This window comes from Cupriavidus sp. P-10, from assembly GCF_003402535.2.
Lineage (GTDB): Bacteria > Pseudomonadota > Gammaproteobacteria > Burkholderiales > Burkholderiaceae > Cupriavidus.
Window position 1 is genome coordinate 2582718 of the sequence record NZ_AP025171.1, and the last position, 18093, is coordinate 2600810.

Sequence of the window (18093 nt, forward strand, 5' to 3'; positions counted from 1 at the left end):
CGCAAACGGGGTGCAGGAAATGCCCTGCCGCGGGGCAAAATGCACGCACAGAGGGCAGGAAATTCGCGCTTGCACACGCAGCGACCGCTATGCCGCCGGAGCCCTTCGCGAGGCCGCCCACTCGCGTTCTTATCGCTTCGCCGTTCCCGCTTTACCCGCCGACCGTGCCTGCGCCTGCCTGCGCCGCGCACGCGGCGGCTGCACGCCGGCCATGAATGGCACCGCTTCGCGCATGGCTTCGATGAACAACCTGAGCCGGGCCGGGTAGAAGCTCGCGCGGGGATAGACCAGGTAGACCGGCAGCGGCTCGGCGTGCCAGTCGGGCAACAGGTGCAGCAGGTCGCCACGGGCAATGTCGTCGGCAAAGATCCACGCCGAGCCCACGCCGACGCCAAGCCCCTGCAGCACAGCCGCGCGCAGCGCATAGAGGCTGTCGGTGCTCAGGCGCGGCCGGAACCGGAGTTCGCGGCTGGCGCCGCTGACCGCGTGCGACAACGCCATCGCCTGGCGGTAGAAGGTGTGCAGTGCCAGCCAGGGCAGCGCCTCCAGGTCCTCGGGCTGGCGCGGCAGCCGCCGGCCCTCGAACAGCGCCGGCGCGGCGACGGCCACGCGCGGCACTTCGGCCAGCCTGACGGCGACCAGCCCGGGCTCGCGCACCTCGCCGACATGGATGGCGCAATCGATAGCCTCGGCGATGAAATCCGGGGTGCGGTCATGCAGCAGCCATTCCACCGCGACCTGGTCGTGCCGGCGCATGTAGGCGGCCAGCGGGGGCACCATCAGGTCCTGGCCGAAGGCATGCGGCACCACCACGCGCAGCGTGCCTCCGGGTGCATGGCCGGCGCCGCGCAGGTCGGCCTCCAGCGTCGCCCAGTCGCCAACCAGCGCCTTGGCGCGCTCGTAGCAGCGCCCGCCGTCTTCAGTCAGCTTCATCGCATGCGTGGAGCGCTGCAGCAGGCGCACGCCCAGTTGCCGCTCCAGTGCCTGCAGGCGGCGGCTGACGGTGGGCTGGGTGGTCTGCAGCTGCGCGGCGGCTTGCGACAGGCTGCCCGCCTCGACGATGCGCACGAAGGTCTGCAGCAGCTCGATGCGGTCGGCGCCGGCCGGGGCCGCCTCACGGCTGCTGGCCTGCGCCTTGGTCGGCGATTTGGTCATACGCGCCTCGTATAGCCGTTGTTCACCGCACACCTCTACCAGAAAAGGCGGTGGCCGGACAACATTTGCATCTGTCGCGTCCATCGCGGATCCGCGCTATTTCCATCGACTCGCCAGATTCAGGAACACCAACCATGTCTTGCCTTTCCGCCTCGCCCGCCGCTGCCATCGCGGCGCCCTTGCCCGCGCCGGCGTTGCCGGCGCGCCTGGTATTGATGCTTGCCACCGCCGCGGGCCTCGCCGTCGCCTCGCTGTACTACAGCCAGCCCATGCTCGGCATCATGGCGCCCGACCTGCACGCCTCCGGCACGGCGGTCGGCGCCATCCCGACGTTGACGCAGCTTGGCTATGCGCTGGGCATCCTGCTGCTGGCCCCGCTCGGCGACCGCTTCGACCGCCGCCGCATCATCCTGGCCAAGTCGGCGGCGCTGGTGGCCGCCCTGCTGCTGGCCGGGCTGGCGCCCGGCATCGGCATGCTGCTGGCGGCGAGCCTGGCCATCGGCCTGTCCGCTACGCTGGCGCAGGACATCGTGCCCGCCGCGGCGACGCTGGCGCCCGACGCGCAACGCGGCAAAGTGGTGGGCACGGTCATGACCGGGCTGCTGCTCGGCATCCTGCTGTCGCGCGTGGTCAGCGGCTTTGTCGCCGCGCATTTCGGCTGGCGCGGGATGTTCATCGCCGCGGCCGGCAGCATCGCCGCGATGGCGCTGGTGGCGCAGCGCGGCCTGCCGCGATTTGCACCGACCGCGGTGATGCCCTACCGCGCGCTGCTGGGCTCGCTGCTGACGCTGTGGCGCCGGCATGGCGAGCTGCGCCGCGCGGCGCTGGCGCAGGCGTTGCAGTCGGTCGGCTTCAGCGCGTTCTGGTCGACGCTGGCGGTGATGCTGCATGGCGCCCCGTTCCACCTTGGCAGCGAAGCTGCCGGAGCGTTCGGGCTGGCCGGTGCGGCGGGCGCGCTGGGCGCCCCCATCGCCGGCCGCATTGCCGACCGCCGCGGCCCGCAGGCGGTGACCCGGCTCGGCGCCGCGCTGGCCGCGCTGTCCTTTGCCGCCATGCTGCTGGCGCCATGGCTGTCGCCGCAGGCGCAGCTCGGCCTGCTGGTGGCGGCCGCCGTCGGCTTCGACCTGGGCGCGCAGGTGACGCTGGTCGCGCACCAGACCATCGTCTATGGCATCGACCCGGGCGCGCGCAGCCGGCTGAACGCGGTGCTGTTTGTCTGCATGTTTGCCGGCATGGCCGCCGGGGCGGCGCTCGGCAGCCTTGCACTGGCGCATGCCGGCTGGGCGGGCGTGGCCACGCTGGCCACGATCACGTCGCTGGCCGCGCTGGCGGTGCGGCTGCTGCCGTCCGGGCAGGGTGTTCGGTGAGCCGCGGCAGGACTACGCCGCCGGTGCCAGCCCCTCCCCTTCCCCGCCGTCCTCCTCTTCCCCTGCCGGCGCCGCCAGCGGCACCTCGATCGTCAGCGTGGTCCGGCCCGGCACCGATCGCAGTTCCAGCCGCCCGCCGATGGCTGCCGCGCGCACCTGCATATTGCGCAGCCCGCGCCCGCCGCGCGTGGCGTCGGCGTCGAAGCCGCGCCCGTCATCGGCCAGCGTGATGCGGATCACCTCCGGGTCGGCATGCGCCGCCAGCGTGATCGAACTAGCGCCAGCGTGTTGCAGCACGTTGGTAATGCCCTCGAGCAGCAGGTACTGCAGTTCCTGCACCTTGCGCGCGGTGAAGTGGGGCAGCACCGGCAGCCGCTCGACCTGCCAGTGGATGGCGATGCCGGCCTCTTCGATGCGCGGCCCCAGCCGGTAGCGCAGGTTGCCCAGCACCGCCGCGAGGTCGCCGCCGGTGTCCTGCATGGCATCGATGGAAAGCTTGAGCGAGTCCAGCGCCTGCCGCACCTGCCCGGCGATTTCCGCGCGGCTGGGCTTTCCGGATTCCAGCATCGACAGCGTGGTCACCAGCTGGCTGCCGAGGCCGTCGTGCATGTCGCGCAGGATGCGGCTGCGCTCGCGCAGCGCGGTCTGCTCGGCGGCGATCTTCTGCGCGCGCGCGAACACGGCGTGCAGCTCGGCCTCGCGCTGCGCCACGCGCTCGCTCAGCACCTGGTTGGCGCGCTGCAGGCTGCGCACCGCGCTGGTGTAGCGCTCCACCAGCATCCACGCCATGACCACGCTGAACGGCACCGAGACATAGCGGGTCATCGAGCGCACCCAGTAATAGTCGCCGGTCAGCCAGACGCGCAGCCAGTCGCCCAGGAACAGCACCGCCGACACGCCCACGGTGGCCGCCAGCAGCCTGGCCTCGCGGCTCGGGTGCCGCAGCGCGGCCCATACCAGCGCAACCGCCACCGTCAGGATGATGCCGACCTTGGCCAGCCAGCTCAGCGGGAACACCAGCGGATGGCTCGACAACGCGGCCAGCGGCGCCAGCACCGGCAGCGCCAGCCACAGGTAGGCGTTGAGCGTGCGGTGGAGCCAGCGCCAGGGCACGCGGATCACCAGCAGGCAGAACTTGCCGATGGCGCCGAGGAAGACCTCGCGCGCTGCCGCGACGATATAGCCGCGCAGTTCCGGCGGCAGCGCCAGGTCGTCGACGAAATAGTCGAGCAACCGGATGCTCCAGGCGATCTCCGCCAGGCCGTACAGGCCGAACAGCGGGTCGCGCTGGCGCCACCAGATCAGCAGCGCGATGGTGCCGAGCACGGCGCTGAGCACCGCGACGATGAAGGGCCCGGCCACGCGCACCAGGAACGCGTCCTGGTAGCGTGCGCGCACCGCCTTGGCCGGCCCCACCGTGACCGGCAGCAAACCCGCCCGTGAAAACGCGCGCGCCGCCACCGTGATGCGCAGCGTGTTGCCGTGCTCGTGCAGCAGCTCCGGCGGCAAGGGCACGTAGTAAGGGCGCTTGGCCAGCGCGGACGAGGGCGCGGCCAGGCTGCCGCCCGTGGCCACCAGTATGCCGTTCAGGCGCACCTCGTAGCTGCCGCCGGCCCACGGCACGAACAGCCCCGCCGTTGCCGCCGCCGGCCAGCCGCGATCGAAGCGCAGGTCGTACACCGCGGTGCCCGACTTGCCCGGCAACGCGCGGTCCCAGTAGTCGGGCAGCGTCAGCGGCTGCGCCGGCAACACGGTGCCGTCGCGCAGCGTGGCGCTGCGCACCGCCTGCGCCAGCTCTGCCAGCCCGTCGCCGGGGGCCGGCGCGGCGGGCGTGGCGCCGCGGGCCGGCGACGCGAGCCACGCCAGTGCCAGCAGCACCGACAGCACGGCAACCAGGGTCCGGGTGAGTCGCAGCCAGGCTGGCGGCATGGCGCGGGAAGCTACAGGGATTTGAGCAGGCCGAGCTTGGCGGCCTCGAACACGGCTTCGCCACGCGAGCGTACCGCCAGCTTGCCGTAGATGTTCTTGATGTGGGACTGCACGGTATGCACGCTCAGGCCGACATAGCGCGCGGTCTCGGCATAGGTGTAGCCGCGCGAGATCAGGTCGAGGATCTCGCTCTCGCGCGCAGACAACGCCACGCTGCGCTGGGCGGCGTTGTCGCGGCCGGCGCCGTCGGTGGACTCGGCGGGCTCGCCGCGCAGGCGGTTGACCACCTGGCGCGCGATCAGCGGGCTCATCGGCGAGCCGCCGGCGCGCAGCTCGCCGATCGAAGCGGCGATGCGATCGGTAGTCTCGTCCTTGAGCAGGTAGCCGATGGCGCCGGCCTCGATGCTGGCCAGCACGTGCTGGTCATCGCCGAATACCGTGACCACCATGCATTCGCACGCGGGGTAGCGCTCGCGCGCCTGGCGTATCACGGCGATGCCGCTGCCATCAGGCAGGCCCAGGTCGCACAGCAACACGTCGGGCTGGTGCCGCGCCAGCCAGGCCATCGCCTCGGCAACGCTGGCGGCGCAGCCGGCCACGATGGTAGCTGGCGCATGCATTTCGACGGCCTGCACCAGGCGGCTTTGCGCCGCCGGGTCATCCTCGACGATCAGGACTCTTGTTGTGCTTGTCATGCCAGTGTGTTCAGGCCGGGCCTTGCGCCGCCGCGACGGGTTGCCGGCGGATTCTGACATATCCACCGGGTCGCGCGCGTGGCACGTGCCGGATTTCAGGGTAAACACAAGCGCCGCCGCGGCGCGCCTGCACCAGCCCTACCCATCGCACAGTGGCCTGTACTTGCCCATCCCATGTTTTAGGGAGGCGCCGCCGCGCACGCGCTCCTATCATCGCCACAAACGAGCCCGGCGGGCGTCCTGGCAAGGGGCGCGAACGCACGCGGCAGACAACGCGAAACACGGGGAGCCGCTCGCGCGGACGCAGGGGCCAAAGCAGCCAACGCACGCGCAACGGAGTTGCAGGGAAGGCAGAGGGGGGGAGCCCGCGGGCGCCATCCCGGCAGGCGCGGCGGCTTGCCGGGATGGCCGGCTGCGGGCTGGGGCCGCGAGCGTGCCAATGCCGCGCTGCGCAACCAGTTGCCGTCACTGCGGTTTCGGTCGTTGGCCCGCGGCCTCCCGCTGTGGACGCTCCGCCATTTTTCCCATTTCGCACCCTGCATCCCTTACAAGGTCTGCAAGGCTTGCACGGCCTGCGGCGTCATCGGCGCCACAGGCGGGCGGCTGCCGCACGGTACGAATCTTGCCGTTCCTGATAACCCGCCAGCGGATCGAGGGCGCAATTGTGCCCGCCCGCGTACGGCGCCATTCACATATCAGGAAACCAGCATGAGTGACTACTACGACGAACGCCAACGCCGCCAGGCGTCGGACGACGACGACTGGCAACCGGAATCCGAACGTGACCGCTGGCAGACGCAGCGCCGTCGCCAGCAACTGACACCGGGGCAGACCAGCTACGGTGGCCCGGCACGCCGCGCAAGCGGCTACAGTGACGAGTACGGCGCCGGCCGCTACCCAGAGCGGCCCACCCAGGGTGACTATGGCGGCCGCGGCGACTCCAGCGGTGACTTCGGCGGCGGCTACAGCCGCGGTTCTGGCGGCGATTACGGCGGCGGCGGCGGCGGCGGCGGTTACAGCGGCGACGACCGCAGCCGTGACCAGGAGCGCTATCGCAGCGCACAGCGGGGTGCCCAGGACTACCAAGGCCAGCAAGGCTACCAGGGCGATGAACGAAGCCGGTATCAGCAGCGCAACGAGCGCAACGAGCGCGGCCAGCGAGACGAGCGCGACCAGCGCAACCAGCGCTATGGCCGCCGCGCCGGCAGCAGCCTGCGCTATGGCCTGAACGGCGGCTATGGCTGGGAACGCGCTGGCGAATGGCGCAATCCGCAAGCCTGGCAGCGCGATGACGACTACGCCGAGCGCCAGTGGCGCGAAAGCGCCGACCGCGCCCGTGACCCCTATGAGTCGGCCGGCGAGCGCGACCGCGACACCTACTTCAGCGACCTGCGCAGCGACACCCGCTACTGGACCGAGGGCCGCGACGAGCGCGAGGACGAACAGCGGTACGGCCAGCGCTACAGCCGCGAGGCGGCACGCCAGCGTGGCTGGGAAACCGATGACCGGGAAGGCTATCGCGACGATGGCCGTGAAGACCATGGCGTGCTCTATAACCTCGGCCGCCGCATCGGCGAAGCGGTCGGCGACCTGTTCGGCACGGACCACCGCGAGCACCAGGCCGGCCCGCGCGGCTACCAGCGCAGCGACGACCGCATCCGCGACCAGATCTGCGAGCGGCTCAGCTATGCGCGCGGCGTAGACGTCAGCGATGTCAGCGTCGACGTCAGCGACGGCGTGGTATCGCTGACCGGAACGGTGCGCGAACGCGGGCAGAAGTACTATATCGAAGACCTGGCCGATGGCACCTACGGCGTGAAGGAGGTCAACAACGACATCCGGGTGCGCCGCGAGGGCCAGGGCAGCGGCGGCGATAGCACCGGCAGCACCGGCAGCACCAGCGCCGCTGCCGCGACCGGCAGCACGTGGCGCGCGTAGGTAGCCTCGCAAGTCGCCCCTGCAGCAGCGCACCGGCGTAGCGCCGTTGCGCGCAGCAGATGTTCCGGCCGGCACTTGTGCCGGCCGGCCTCGTTACCGATCGGCCAGCTGCCATGCCCGCCATCAAGATCGCCACGTTCAACATCAACGGCATCCGCAGCCGGATCGGCGCGCTTTGCCACTGGCTGGAGCGCGAGGCGCCCGACGTGGCCTGCCTGCAGGAACTGAAGACCGCCGACGAGAGCTTTCCCGCGCGCGAACTGCGCGAAGCCGGCTACGGCGCCATCTGGCACGGCCAGAAGTCATGGAACGGCGTTGCCATCCTGGCACGCGGCACCGACCCGGTGGAAGTGCGCCGCGGCCTGCCCGGCGATCCCGACGACAGCCACAGCCGCTACCTGGAGGCCGCCGTGCACGGGATCCTGGTCGGCTGCCTTTACCTGCCCAACGGCAATCCCCAGCCCGGCCCCAAATTCGACTACAAGCTGGCATGGTTCGAGCGGCTGATCGCACATGCGCAGACGCTGTTCGACAGCGGCCACCCGGTGGTGCTGGCGGGCGACTACAACGTCGTTCCCACCGACGAAGACATCTACAACCCGCGCTCGTGGCGCAAGGACGCGCTGCTGCAGCCGGCAAGCCGCGACGCCTACGCACGCCTGCTGGCGCAAGGCTGGACCGACGCGCTGCGCGAGCACTATGGCGACGAACGCATCTACACCTTCTGGGACTACTTCCGCCAGCACTGGCAGACCAACTCGGGCCTGCGCATCGACCACCTGCTGCTGAGCCCCGACCTGTCCCCGCGGCTGCGCGATGCCGGCGTCGACCGCTGGGTGCGCGGCGAAGACCATCCCAGCGATCACGCCCCCGCCTGGGTGGTGCTGAACCGGCCCGCCGCCCGGCGCAAGCGAGCGGCGTAATCCAGCGGCAAGTTCAGGAGCCGGCTGCCATCTCCGCCGCCAGGCGCTCCCGGGCAAAGCCCAGGAAAGCGCGTACCCCTTCGGGCAGCGTGCGTCCCGCCAGCGTCTGCAGTTCGACCGCACGGCTCTTCATGCCGCGTTCGCGGATGGCCGCGGCATGCAGTTCGCCGCGGCGCAGGCGGTCGCCCACCGTCACCGCCCCCGAGATCGACAAGCCGCCGCCATGCAGCACGAAGCTGGTCAGCGTCTCGAAATGGTTGGTCAACAGCACCGGCTCGAACACGATGCCGCGCTCGCCGCAGGCAATGTCGAACAGCTGGCGCACGGTGTTGTCGCCTTCCGGCAGCGCCAGCGGGTACGGCTGCATCTGCGCCAGCGTGATGCTGCGGAAGCATGATGGCGATGACCGGCGCGGGCTGGCGATGTTCGACGCGGATGCCTTGCTCGGCCGCGCGGCTGTAGGTGATGCCGATGTCGGCGTCGCCATGCAGCACGATGCCGGTCACCTCCGCCGGCGCCGCCACGCGCACGTGGAAATGCAGCCCCGGATAGCGCTGGCGGAACTCGGCGATGATGCGCGGCAGGAACTCGATGGCAAACCCGGCGGAACTGGCGACGCGCACGCGGCCACGGCGCAGCCCCTGAAGCGCGGCGATCTCTGCCACCACGCGGTCCGCTTCGAGGGCGCCGCGCAGCGCATAGGCGGCGAGCACTTCGCCGGCCGCGCTCGCGACCATGCCGCGCGGGCGCCGGTCGAACAGCGGCACGCCCAGCAGCGCCTCCAGCGCCGCGACCTGCCGGCTCACCGCCGACACGGTCACGCTCAGGCGCTGCGCCGCCTCGGTCAGCGAGCCCGCGCGCACCACCTCCAGGAAGTAGCGCAGCGAGGTGTCCCTGCAGGCGGTGCGACAACATGGGGCGGCTCCTTGGGTGGCGGCGGCACGGCGGGGGTCCGCGCTTTGCGTTTTACGCAAGGATATTTGAAAAAATCATCGATTGCGGGAAACCCCGCCGGGCCCGTATGCTTTTTCCCGAAACCAAAGGAGACACCGGGAGAAACCATGGCGAATACGCTTTCCACCGACCCGATCACCGAACTCGACGCCGTCGCCCTCTCGCGCGCCATCCATGCCCGCGAGGTCTCCTGCGTGGAGGTGCTGGAGGCGTTCCTCGGCCAGGTCGAGCGCCACAACCCGCGCGTCAATGCCATCGTCGCCCCCGTCGACCGCGATGCGCTGCGCACCCAGTCACGAGCGCTCGATGCCGAACTGGCGCGCGGCCACAGCCGCGGCCCGCTACACGGCTTTCCGCAGGCGCCCAAGGACATCAGCCCGGCGGCGGGCATGGTCACCACCAAGGGCTCGCCGATCTTTGCCGGGCAGGTCACCCAGAGCGATGCCGCGATCTTCGAGCGCATGCGCGCCGCGGGCTCGGTCTTTATCGGCCGCACCAACTCCCCTGAGTTCGGCCTGGGCGGCCATACCTACAACCCGGTCTACGGCACCACCCGGAACGCCTTCGACCCGGCGCGCTCGGCCGGCGGCAGCTCTGGCGGCGCCGCGGTGGCAGTGGCGCTGCACATGTTGCCGGTGGCGGACGGCTCGGACATGATGGGCTCGCTGCGCACCCCGGCGGCGTTCAACCATGTGTACGGGCTGCGCACCTCGGTCGGCTGCGTGCCGCACGGGCCCGCCGACGAGGTCTTCTTCCAGCAGTTCAGCGTGGCCGGGCCGATGGCGCGCAACGTGCCCGACCTGGCGTTGCTGCTGTCTGTGCAGGCCGGCTTCGATGCGCGCATGCCGCTGACGCGCCGCACCGAGGCGCCCGGCAACTTCACGCTGCCGCCCGCGCGCGACTGGAACGGCGTGCGCGTGGGCTGGCTCGGCGACCTGGGCGGCCACCTGCCAACCGAACCGGGCATGCTCGAGACTTGCGAACAAGCGCTCGACCACCTGCGCGCGCTCGGCTGCGACGTCGACGCCGCCCTGCCCGATTTCGACCTGGAGCGCCTCTGGCAGGCCTGGATCGACCTGCGCAGCTTCTCGGTGGCCGGCGCCAATGCCGCGCTGTACCACGATCCGGCCACGCGCGCGTTGCTCAAGCCCGAGGCGGCCTGGGAAATCGAGCGCGGACTGGCACTGCCCGGCACGCGCGTCTATGAGGCCCTGCGCGAGCGCAGTGCGTGGTACCAGGCGCTGTGCGCGCTGTTCGAGCGCTTCGACTACCTCGTGTTGCCGGCCGCGCAGGTGGCTCCGTTCGACGCGGATTGGGACTGGCCGCGCACCGTCGGCGGCCGCGACATGGACACCTACCACCGCTGGATGCAGGCCGTGGTGCCGGCCACCATGGCCGGGCTGCCGGCGCTGGCCGCGCCCGCCGGCTTCGGGCCGCAGGGGCTGCCGGCCGGCATCCAGATCATCGGGCCGGCGCAGGCCGACGCGGCGGTGCTGCAGCTTGGCAATGCCTACGACCAGGCCGGCGGCTTCTCGCGCGTGCGCAGCCCGTGGCTGGACCGGGCGGCCTAGTCCGGCACCATTTCCCCTAACCAAGCGACACCACACGACACCACGGACCGGCCTGTCTCGACCCTGGCCGGGCCGACGCCCACGCTTCGCTTTCCTACAACTGCCGGCAGGAGTGATTCCGATGACCGCATTGCCCCCGAAGCTGTTTTTCGCCTGTGCCGCATTCAGCGCGGCAATGGCCACGGCGCCCGCCATGGCGCAAGCCCCGGCCTGGCCCGAGCGCCCGCTGCGGCTGGTGGTGCCGTTCGCCGCCGGCGGCGCCACCGACTTGCTCGGCCGGCTGCTCGCCGTCGGCCTGGGCGAAAAGCTGGGCCAGCCGGTGGTGGTCGAGAACAAGCCCGGCGCCAGCACGGTGGTCGGCGCCACCCAGGTCGCCAAGACCGCGCCCGACGGCTACACCCTGCTGCTGGCGGCCAGCACCACGCTGACGCTGAACCCGGCGATCCGTCAGCAGCTGGGCTACGACCCCATCAAGAGCTTCACGCCGCTGGGCCTGGTCGCCGACATGAGCCTGGTGCTGGTTGCCAATCCCGATGCGCAGGTCGGCTCGGTCAAGGACCTGGTGACGCAGGCCAAGGCCCATCCCGACAAGTTCTCCTACGGCTCGTTCGGCACGGGCTCGTCGGTGCATTTCGGCGGGGAGATGCTCAAATCCGCCACCGGCATCCGCATGGTCCACGTGCCGTTCAACGGCAGCGCACCGAGCCTGACCGCGCTCGCCGGCGGGCAGGTGCAAGTGGCGGTCGATACCGTGGTGGCCAGCCTGCCCCTGATCAAGGGCGGCAAGATCCGGCCGGTGGCGGTGCTGTCGCCGCAGCGCCTGCCCGCGCTGCCGCAGGTGCCGACGGTGGCGGAGAGCGGCTATCCGGGCTTCCAGATGGGCACGTGGTTCGCGCTGCTGGCGCCCGCCGGGCTGCCCGCGCCGGTGCAGCAAAAGCTGGAAAAGGCGCTGGCCGAGGTCGCCAATGCGCCCGCCACGCGCGCGCGCATGGTTGAACTGGCGCTGACGCCGGCCTACGGCAACGGCGCCGCGGTACGGGCACGGGTCGAGAAAGAACTGCCTGAAATGCGCGCGGTGGCGGCGCGCGCGGATATCCGGGCGGAATGACGGCGGCAGGCGTCGCCTCTGCGGCGCGCCTGCCTGGCAACGCAGCGCGCGTCCTCAGGCGACGTGCGCTGCAAACCCTTCCAAGCCGGGCGCCACGTCTTCACGCAGCGTCAGCGCGGGGATCTGATAGTCGCCGGCGTTCTGCGGCCGGAACGGAATCGGCGCCGTGGTCGCCAGCGTATCGAGCCGCTGGCCCAGTTCTTCGCGGATCGCGGCGAAGCGCGCATGGTCGACCCGGCTGGTCCGGTACACCACATACGGCGGCAGCACGTCGAAGCCGGGGTAGTACAGCACGCCGTGATGGATCGGGAACAGGATGTCGCCGATCGGGCCGTTGATGCCGCGCGCGCTGTAGTGCGATTCCCAGCCACCGGTGGTAACCAGAAGCATCGCGCGCTTGCCGGCCAGCATGCCTTCGCCGTAGCGGTCGCCCCAGCGTTCGTCCGAGTGCTCGCCCACGCCGTAGGCAAAGCCATAGGCATAGACGCGCTCGATCCAGCCTTTCAGGATCGCCGGCATCGAGAACCACCATAGCGGGAATTGCAGGATCACCGTATCGGCCCAGCGCAGCTTGTCCTGCTCGCACGCGATATCGTCGCTTTGCAGGCCGTTTTCGAACGCGTGCTTGGAATCCAGCGACGGATGGAACGGCGCGTCGCCCCGACGCGCCTTGCTGTCGGCGGCATCGAGCCGGGCTTTCCATTGCATCGCGTACAAATCGGAGACCTGCACCTGGTGGCCGGCATCGCGCAGCCGCTGCACCGCGAAATCGCGGATGGCGCCGTTGAGCGAGGTGGGTTCGGGGTGGGCGTAGACGAGAAGGACGTTCATGACAGCGGCTTCCATTGCGTAAGCATTGATCGGGAGAAGCCAGCTTAGGCCGCCGCACGGTATATTGGAAATGAATATCCAATATCACAGGTATTGTCATGACTAATCTCAGGCGCCTCGACCTCAACCTGCTGGTCACGCTCGATGTGCTGCTGTCCGAGCACAACGTGACCCGCACTGCGCAACGCCTGCACTTCTCGCAGCCCTCCGTCAGCGTCCACCTTGCCAGGCTGCGCGACTATTTCGGCGATCCGTTGCTGCTGCCCGGGCCGCGCGGCATGCGGCCCACCGCCAAGGCCGAATCCCTGCGCGAGCCGCTGCGCGAGGCACTGGCCGCGCTGGAGCACGCGGTGTCGCCGGACAGCCCGTTCGATCCCGCCGCCTCGACGCATACCTGGCGCGTGGCGGCGACCGACTACGGCGAATCGACCATCGTGCTGCCGGCCATGCAGGCGCTGCGCATCGCCGCACCGAACGCGCGGCTGGCGGTGCTGGAGATGGTGCCGTCGCGCATCGCCCGCCAGTGCGAGCAGGCTGAACTGGACCTGGCCTTCCACACGACCGAAGGCTCGCCGCCCGCGCTGCACCGGCGTGCGCTGTTTACCGAACGCTATGTACTGGCGGGCCGCGCCGGGCATCCGCGGCTGAAGCGACGGCCCACGCTGGCGCAGTTCTGCGCGCTCGAGCATGTGATGGTGTCGCCCGACGGCGGCGGCTTCTCCGGCGTCACCGACGAGGCGCTGGCGCTGGCCGGCATGCAGCGCCGCGTGGTGCTGTCGGTGCCCCACTTCCTCTTCGTCACCGCCGTGCTGGCGAGCACCGACCTGGTGGCCATGGTGCCGGAGCGGCTGGTGCGCCAGGCGCCGGCACTGCGCGTGGTGGCGCCGCCGGTCGAGGTGCCGGGCTACGAGATGTCGATGCTGTGGCACGAGCGTGTCCATCGAGACCCGGCACACCGGTGGCTGCGGGAGCGGATCGTGGCGTCGCTGTGAGGCACAGCAATCCCAGCTCTTTTTGCATACAAAACTAGAATACAATCAGCGTTTTCAACGCCGCGGCCGGGTGCGTTCCGCGCCGCCCCAGTTTTGGAGGAGAGACTTATGACTTACTGTGCAACCGGCCTGACTTCCAGCCACACCGCCGCGCTGGCCCCGATCGAGGACTACCTGCAGGGTCACGCCACCGGCAACCCCGAGGTGATGCGCCGCGCCTTCCATGCCGACGCCCGCATCGTCTCGTTCCGCGACGGCAAGCTGCATTCGCTGACGGTGGAAGACTTCATCGCCGCGCGCTGCCCCGGCCATCCGGCGGCCGACGAAGCGCAGCGCAAGCGCGCCATCACCCAGTTCGACGTGGTCGGCAATGCCGGCGAGGCCAAGGTCGTGCTGGAGCATCCGGACGTGGTCTTTACCGACTACATGACGCTGCTGCAGATCGACGGCGCGTGGAAGATCGTCAACAAGACCTTCAGCGCGGCCCCGCGCGCGCCGCAGTAACGCCCCGGCGGCTGGCCGCGCGGCTCAGCCCGGCAGCACCGCGGTGGCTTCGATCTCGAACAGCATGTTGTCGAGCGCCAGCCGCGGCACCGGGATCAGCGTGCAGGCCGGCGCCGGCCGGTCGCCCCACATCTCGCGCAGCGCGGCGCCGAAGGTGCGCAGGCGGTCGTGCGAGTGGTCGACCACCAGCACGGTGAGCTTGGCGACATCGCCCACGTCGGCGCCCGCCGCCTGCAGCGCGGTGCGCAGGTTCTGCATGGCCCTCGCCACCTGCCGCGGGAAATCCGCCGCCAGGCAGCCGGCGGCATCCTCGCCGCCCTGCCCGGCCACGTAGACGATGCGGGCGGGCCCTTCCACCACGGCCACGTGCGAATAGCCATTGGGACGCGGGTCGTACAGCGCGGGGGGATTGATCAGGTTCAGCGAAGCATTGGGGCGGGCAAGCGTCAGCATGGTCATCAACTCTGTGTTGGGCAATGGCGAGGCGAACAATGGAGCCGCAAGTATCAAACCTCAAGTTAGGTTAAGGTCAAGCGCGGCCATGGTGTTAGCATGGGCATTCCCGCGGCCGCCTGTTCCCCTGCCATGCCCAAGACTTCCAAGCCTGCTTCCGCCGCGCCAGCCACGGCCAGTGCGCCGCGCCGGCGCCGGCCTAAACCCGCCGAAGAACTGCTGTCGGTCGGCCAGGTGGCCGAGCGCACCGGCATCGCGGTATCGGCGCTGCATTTCTATGAATCGCGGGGGTTGATCGCCAGCACGCGCAGCGGTGGCAACCAGCGCCGCTATGCGCGCGCCGTGCTCCGGCGGCTGGCAGTGATCCGGGTGGCGCAGCGCATGGGACTGCCGCTGGCGGTGATCGCCGGGGCGATGCAGAAGCTGCCCGATGGGCGCGCGCCTACGGTGGCGGACTGGCGACGGCTGTCGGCCAGCTGGCGCGATGACCTGGACGAACGCATCCGCACGCTGACGCTGCTGCGCGACCAGCTCGATGGCTGTATTGGCTGCGGCTGTCTGTCGCTGAAGGCGTGCCCGTTGCGCAATCCGCAGGATGCGCTGGCCGGAGAAGGGCCGGGGCCGCATTTCCCCGGCGAAGGGGAATAGGCGGGCGCTTTACCGGAAGGTCTGCAGGTAGCCGAGCAGGTCTTCAAGCTGCTTGTCGTTGCCCATGCCCCAGAACCGCATCCTGGTGCCCGGCACGACCTTGGCCGGGGCACGCAGGAAGGCGCTCAGCGTGTCTTGCGACCACACCACCTTCGACGCGCGCATCGCCTCCGAATACTGGAAATCCGCCGTGGTGCCCGCCTGCCGCCCGAAAAGTCCGTTCAACTGCGGCCCGAACGCCCCGCGCGCATTGCGGCCGACGTGATGGCAAGACGCGCAGCGCGTGGCAAACAGCGCCTTGCCCGCCTGCAGGTCAGGCTCGGCACGCGCCACGGCGGGCGTTGCGGCGAGGATGGACAAGGCAAGCGCGGAGGCTGCGGACAAGACGGTACGGCGCATGGACAACATCGGGCAAGAACTGCGAAGCCGCATGATACAGGCCCGCGGGCTGGTGGTCAGGTTACACGGCGTCACACTTGCAACACTTCGAGCGCCCAATATTACGGACCCTGCCCCTACAGTGAGCCCATGTCCAACGCCCCTTGGGAGGCAGCCATGAAACGAATCCTTGCAATGGCAGTAGCAGGTGGTGCATTGCTGGCGGCCAGCGCCGCAGCCCATGCCGGCGTCAGCGTCGGTATCAATATCGGCGCGCCCGCCGTCGTGGTGGCCGAGCCCGCGCCGGTCTACCGCCCGGCCCCGGTCTATGCGCCGGCGCCCGTTGCCTATGCCCCGGCCCCCGTCGCCTATGTCCCGGCGCGCCCGGTGGTGGTAGCCCCGGTGCCGGTGCGCTATCGCCCCGACTATCGGGGTGACTATCGGGGTGACTACCGAGGTGACTATCGCCCCGGCTATCACCGCGCCGAATACCGTGAAGCGCGCCGCGAATGGCGCGAGCGCGAATGGGCCCATCGCCACGGCGACGGCCACGGCGATCGCCGCGGCCCGGGACGTCACTGGGACTGACGCGCCGCTGGCGGCCGGGCCTGCGGGCCCGGCTCCGGCAAAGACCCTTCCTGCAAAGATCCGCAAGTCAGGCTACCCTGTCGGCCAACGTCCCACTTGAGCCGCCGGCTGCACCGCGGCCGGCCAGGAAACCGCCATGCCCCAACCCCTCAGAATCGACTTCGTCTCCGACATTGCCTGCCCGTGGTGCGCCATCGGCCTGTCTTCACTGCAACTGGCGCTGCAGCGGCTGGGCGACAGCGTCGACGCCGAGATCGTGCTGCACCCCTTCGAGCTGAACCCTGACATGGGCCCCGAAGGACAGGCAATCGTCGACTATCTCGGCAAGAAATACGGCCGCACGCCCGCGCAGATCGCCGAAACCCAGGCCATGATCCGCGAGCGCGGCGCCGGCGTGGGCTTCACCTTCGGCGAGCGCGCCTTCGTCTACAACACCTTCGACGCGCACCGGCTGCTGCACTGGGCCGGCCTGGAAGGCAAGCAGGTGCCGCTGAAGCTGGCGCTGCTGCGCGCCTACCATACCGAAGGCAACGATCCGAGCAACCATGCCGTGCTGCTTGCGGCAGCGGTGTCGGTCGGCCTCGATGCGGACGCAGCGCGCCGGGTGCTGGAAAGCGGCCAGTACGCCGACGAGGTGCGCGCCGAAGAGCGCCAGTATCAGCAGATGGGCATCCAGTCCGTCCCGTCGGTGGTTTTCAACAACCGCTACCTGGTGACGGGCGGCCAGCCGGTCGAGGCCTTCGAGCAGGCGATCCGCGAGATCGTGGCCGAAGCGCAGGCGCAGGCGGCTGCGCCGCGCTAACCGGCTGAAGGCATGGCCTGCGGGCCGGCTGCTTGCAGGCTAGGAATTGTGCCTGAGTCCGCGGCGTACATTGACCGCTTCGCTGAGCAGGTCCAGCATTGCCACCGAATCGTCCCAGCCAATGCAGGCATCGGTAATGCTTTGTCCGTATGTCAGTGCGGACGGACTGTGCTGCCCGGGGGTGAACTTCTGCGCCCCGGCAACCAGATTGCTTTCGACCATGACGCCGAAAATGGACCGGCTGCCGCTGCGGATCTGCTGCGCCACGTCTCGCGCCACATCAAGCTGCCGCTCATGCTGCTTGCTGCTGTTGGCGTGACTGAAATCCACCATCAGCGCGTCGCCGAGCCCTGCCGCCTGTAGCTCCCTGCAGGCCGAAGCCACGGCATCCGCATCGTAGTTGGGCACTTTGCCGCCGCGGAGAATGACGTGGCAATCCGGATTGCCCTTGGTGTGCACCGTTGCGACCTGGCCGTTCTTGTGCACGCCCAGGAAGTGGTGCGGCCGCGATGCGGCCTGGATCGCGTCAATCGCAATCTTGATGTTCCCGTCGGTGCCATTCTTGAAGCCGATCGGCGCCGAAATACCTGACGCCAGCTCGCGATGCACCTGGCTTTCCGTGGTGCGGGCGCCGATCGCGCCCCAGCAGATCAGATCGCCGATGTACTGTGGCGAGATCACGTCCAGCAGCTCGCCAGCCGCCGGCAGCCCCAGACGATTGATGTCGACCAGCAGGCTGCGCGCAATGCGCAGGCCCTCGTCGATACGATAGCTCTCGTCCAGATAAGGGTCGTTGATCAGTCCCTTCCAGCCGACCGTGGTACGGGGCTTCTCAAAGTACACCCGCATCACGATCTCAAGCGCCCCGGCATACCACTCCCGCTGCGCCAGCAACAGCCGCGCGTACTCAAGTGCCGCCTGCGGGTCGTGGATCGAGCAAGGCCCCATGATCACCAGCAACCGGTCGTCCTGGCCATGCTGGATCCGCGCGATGCGCTGGCGCGTCTGGGAGATCAGAGACTCGACGGCCGTGTTCCGGATCGGGAAGAAGCGGATCAGGTGTTCCGGCGGCGGCAGCGGGATGATGTCTTCGACATGCGCGTCGTCGGTCACGCTGGTGCGGTCCGGCGGTGACTGCCACTCATCGGCGATGGTGGACGAAGATTTTTGGGGATCATTCATGGCGAGGTCGACCAGGTTTTGCTAGCAAACGATGGTGCTACACCAATGCCGGGCGCGTCAAGGCACGCGGAAGCC

Annotated in this window: 17 protein-coding genes and 1 pseudogene; 10 read left to right on the forward strand and 8 right to left on the reverse strand. The window is 69.8% G+C overall.

Annotated features, from left to right (window positions below; translation table 11 throughout):
- Nucleotides 1–129: 129 nt before the first annotated feature.
- Nucleotides 130–1155 carry a LysR family transcriptional regulator gene (locus CTP10_RS28465; protein WP_116322445.1) on the reverse strand — a complete coding sequence of 342 codons (1026 nt, stop codon included), beginning with the start codon at nucleotides 1153–1155 and terminating at the stop codon, nucleotides 130–132.
- Nucleotides 1156–1289: 134 nt separating this feature from the next.
- Between CTP10_RS28465 and CTP10_RS28470 the strand changes: the two genes are divergently transcribed.
- Complete coding sequence (locus CTP10_RS28470; protein WP_116322446.1) at nucleotides 1290–2522, forward strand: MFS transporter; 1233 nt, start codon at nucleotides 1290–1292, stop codon at nucleotides 2520–2522.
- A gap of 12 nt (nucleotides 2523–2534) precedes the next feature.
- Here CTP10_RS28470 and CTP10_RS28475 read toward each other — a convergent pair whose 3' ends face one another.
- Together CTP10_RS28475 and CTP10_RS28480 are read right to left on the reverse strand one after the other, a co-directional pair.
- Nucleotides 2535–4451, reverse strand: a complete 1917-nt coding sequence (locus CTP10_RS28475) for a sensor histidine kinase (protein WP_116322447.1) — start codon at nucleotides 4449–4451, stop codon at nucleotides 2535–2537.
- 11 nt (nucleotides 4452–4462) lie between these two features.
- Nucleotides 4463–5146 (reverse strand): response regulator, encoded by a 684-nt coding sequence (locus tag CTP10_RS28480; RefSeq protein ID WP_116322476.1) that lies wholly within the window; start codon nucleotides 5144–5146, stop codon nucleotides 4463–4465.
- A gap of 708 nt (nucleotides 5147–5854) precedes the next feature.
- On the opposite strand from CTP10_RS28480, the gene CTP10_RS28485 reads away from it, so the two are divergent.
- Together CTP10_RS28485 and xth are read left to right on the forward strand one after the other, a co-directional pair.
- A complete protein-coding gene (locus CTP10_RS28485) occupies nucleotides 5855–7084 on the forward strand; it encodes a BON domain-containing protein (RefSeq protein WP_116322448.1) in 1230 nt (409 codons plus the stop codon).
- A gap of 113 nt (nucleotides 7085–7197) precedes the next feature.
- Nucleotides 7198–8007: an exodeoxyribonuclease III gene (gene xth / locus CTP10_RS28490; protein ID WP_116322477.1), complete on the forward strand. Its 810-nt coding sequence runs from the start codon at nucleotides 7198–7200 to the stop codon at nucleotides 8005–8007.
- 13 nt (nucleotides 8008–8020) lie between these two features.
- On the opposite strand, the pseudogene CTP10_RS28495 reads toward xth, so the two are convergent.
- Nucleotides 8021–8873, reverse strand: a pseudogene (locus tag CTP10_RS28495) (LysR substrate-binding domain-containing protein).
- Between the two features lie 195 nt (nucleotides 8874–9068).
- Between CTP10_RS28495 and CTP10_RS28500 the strand changes: the two are divergent.
- Both CTP10_RS28500 and CTP10_RS28505 read left to right on the forward strand, forming a co-directional pair.
- On the forward strand, nucleotides 9069–10532 hold the full coding sequence (locus CTP10_RS28500; RefSeq protein ID WP_116322449.1) for an amidase: 1464 nt from the start codon (nucleotides 9069–9071) through the stop codon (nucleotides 10530–10532).
- Between the two features lie 121 nt (nucleotides 10533–10653).
- Nucleotides 10654–11640, forward strand: a complete 987-nt coding sequence (locus CTP10_RS28505; protein WP_116322450.1) for a Bug family tripartite tricarboxylate transporter substrate binding protein — start codon at nucleotides 10654–10656, stop codon at nucleotides 11638–11640.
- 54 nt (nucleotides 11641–11694) lie between these two features.
- Here CTP10_RS28505 and CTP10_RS28510 read toward each other — a convergent pair whose 3' ends face one another.
- On the reverse strand, nucleotides 11695–12471 hold the full coding sequence (locus CTP10_RS28510; protein ID WP_116322451.1) for an NAD(P)H-dependent oxidoreductase: 777 nt from the start codon (nucleotides 12469–12471) through the stop codon (nucleotides 11695–11697).
- 98 nt (nucleotides 12472–12569) lie between these two features.
- Between CTP10_RS28510 and CTP10_RS28515 the strand changes: the two genes are divergently transcribed.
- Nucleotides 12570–13463, forward strand: coding sequence for a LysR family transcriptional regulator (locus tag CTP10_RS28515; RefSeq protein ID WP_116322452.1), 894 nt, complete (start codon nucleotides 12570–12572; stop codon nucleotides 13461–13463).
- A gap of 108 nt (nucleotides 13464–13571) precedes the next feature.
- The gene (locus CTP10_RS28520; RefSeq protein WP_116322453.1) at nucleotides 13572–13967 is read left to right on the forward strand and encodes a nuclear transport factor 2 family protein; all 396 of its coding nucleotides are present in this window, start codon (nucleotides 13572–13574) and stop codon (nucleotides 13965–13967) included.
- A gap of 24 nt (nucleotides 13968–13991) precedes the next feature.
- Here CTP10_RS28520 and CTP10_RS28525 read toward each other — a convergent pair whose 3' ends face one another.
- The gene (locus CTP10_RS28525; protein WP_367395058.1) at nucleotides 13992–14420 is read right to left on the reverse strand and encodes a RidA family protein; all 429 of its coding nucleotides are present in this window, start codon (nucleotides 14418–14420) and stop codon (nucleotides 13992–13994) included.
- Between the two features lie 132 nt (nucleotides 14421–14552).
- Here CTP10_RS28525 and soxR point away from each other — a divergent pair, with 132 nt between their 5' ends.
- Nucleotides 14553–15068 carry a redox-sensitive transcriptional activator SoxR gene (soxR, locus tag CTP10_RS28530; RefSeq protein WP_233528325.1) on the forward strand — a complete coding sequence of 172 codons (516 nt, stop codon included), beginning with the start codon at nucleotides 14553–14555 and terminating at the stop codon, nucleotides 15066–15068.
- A 9-nt stretch (nucleotides 15069–15077) separates the two neighbouring features.
- Here the strand turns inward: soxR and CTP10_RS28535 are convergent, their stop codons facing one another.
- Entirely contained in the window at nucleotides 15078–15467 is a 390-nt protein-coding gene (locus CTP10_RS28535) for a c-type cytochrome (RefSeq protein WP_116322480.1), read from the reverse strand.
- Between the two features lie 156 nt (nucleotides 15468–15623).
- Between CTP10_RS28535 and CTP10_RS28540 the strand changes: the two genes are divergently transcribed.
- Both CTP10_RS28540 and CTP10_RS28545 read left to right on the forward strand, forming a co-directional pair.
- Nucleotides 15624–16034, forward strand: coding sequence for a hypothetical protein (locus CTP10_RS28540; protein ID WP_116322454.1), 411 nt, complete (start codon nucleotides 15624–15626; stop codon nucleotides 16032–16034).
- A gap of 136 nt (nucleotides 16035–16170) precedes the next feature.
- A complete protein-coding gene (locus tag CTP10_RS28545) occupies nucleotides 16171–16836 on the forward strand; it encodes a DsbA family oxidoreductase (RefSeq protein WP_116322455.1) in 666 nt (221 codons plus the stop codon).
- 39 nt (nucleotides 16837–16875) lie between these two features.
- On the opposite strand, the gene CTP10_RS28550 is transcribed toward CTP10_RS28545, so the two are convergent.
- Nucleotides 16876–18018, reverse strand: coding sequence for a 3-deoxy-7-phosphoheptulonate synthase (locus CTP10_RS28550; RefSeq protein ID WP_116322456.1), 1143 nt, complete (start codon nucleotides 18016–18018; stop codon nucleotides 16876–16878).
- Nucleotides 18019–18093: the final 75 nt, after the last annotated feature.

What these genes read in the sequence shown, in the direction of transcription:
- CTP10_RS28505 (WP_116322450.1), top strand. Translation starts at nt 10,654, where the DNA reads ATGACCGCATTGCCCCCGAAGCTGTTTTTCGCCTGTGCCGCATTCAGC.
- CTP10_RS28470 (WP_116322446.1), top strand. Translation starts at nt 1,290, where the DNA reads ATGTCTTGCCTTTCCGCCTCGCCCGCCGCTGCCATCGCGGCGCCCTTG.
- CTP10_RS28465 (WP_116322445.1), bottom strand. Translation starts at nt 1,155, where the DNA reads ATGACCAAATCGCCGACCAAGGCGCAGGCCAGCAGCCGTGAGGCGGCC.
- CTP10_RS28550 (WP_116322456.1), bottom strand. Translation starts at nt 18,018, where the DNA reads ATGAATGATCCCCAAAAATCTTCGTCCACCATCGCCGATGAGTGGCAG.
- CTP10_RS28510 (WP_116322451.1), bottom strand. Translation starts at nt 12,471, where the DNA reads ATGAACGTCCTTCTCGTCTACGCCCACCCCGAACCCACCTCGCTCAAC.
- CTP10_RS28500 (WP_116322449.1), top strand. Translation starts at nt 9,069, where the DNA reads ATGGCGAATACGCTTTCCACCGACCCGATCACCGAACTCGACGCCGTC.
- soxR (WP_233528325.1), top strand. Translation starts at nt 14,553, where the DNA reads ATGCCCAAGACTTCCAAGCCTGCTTCCGCCGCGCCAGCCACGGCCAGT.
- CTP10_RS28515 (WP_116322452.1), top strand. Translation starts at nt 12,570, where the DNA reads ATGACTAATCTCAGGCGCCTCGACCTCAACCTGCTGGTCACGCTCGAT.
- CTP10_RS28485 (WP_116322448.1), top strand. Translation starts at nt 5,855, where the DNA reads ATGAGTGACTACTACGACGAACGCCAACGCCGCCAGGCGTCGGACGAC.
- CTP10_RS28525 (WP_367395058.1), bottom strand. Translation starts at nt 14,420, where the DNA reads ATGCTGACGCTTGCCCGCCCCAATGCTTCGCTGAACCTGATCAATCCC.
- xth (WP_116322477.1), top strand. Translation starts at nt 7,198, where the DNA reads ATGCCCGCCATCAAGATCGCCACGTTCAACATCAACGGCATCCGCAGC.
- CTP10_RS28475 (WP_116322447.1), bottom strand. Translation starts at nt 4,451, where the DNA reads ATGCCGCCAGCCTGGCTGCGACTCACCCGGACCCTGGTTGCCGTGCTG.
- CTP10_RS28480 (WP_116322476.1), bottom strand. Translation starts at nt 5,146, where the DNA reads ATGACAAGCACAACAAGAGTCCTGATCGTCGAGGATGACCCGGCGGCG.
- CTP10_RS28540 (WP_116322454.1), top strand. Translation starts at nt 15,624, where the DNA reads ATGAAACGAATCCTTGCAATGGCAGTAGCAGGTGGTGCATTGCTGGCG.
- CTP10_RS28520 (WP_116322453.1), top strand. Translation starts at nt 13,572, where the DNA reads ATGACTTACTGTGCAACCGGCCTGACTTCCAGCCACACCGCCGCGCTG.
- CTP10_RS28535 (WP_116322480.1), bottom strand. Translation starts at nt 15,467, where the DNA reads ATGCGCCGTACCGTCTTGTCCGCAGCCTCCGCGCTTGCCTTGTCCATC.
- CTP10_RS28545 (WP_116322455.1), top strand. Translation starts at nt 16,171, where the DNA reads ATGCCCCAACCCCTCAGAATCGACTTCGTCTCCGACATTGCCTGCCCG.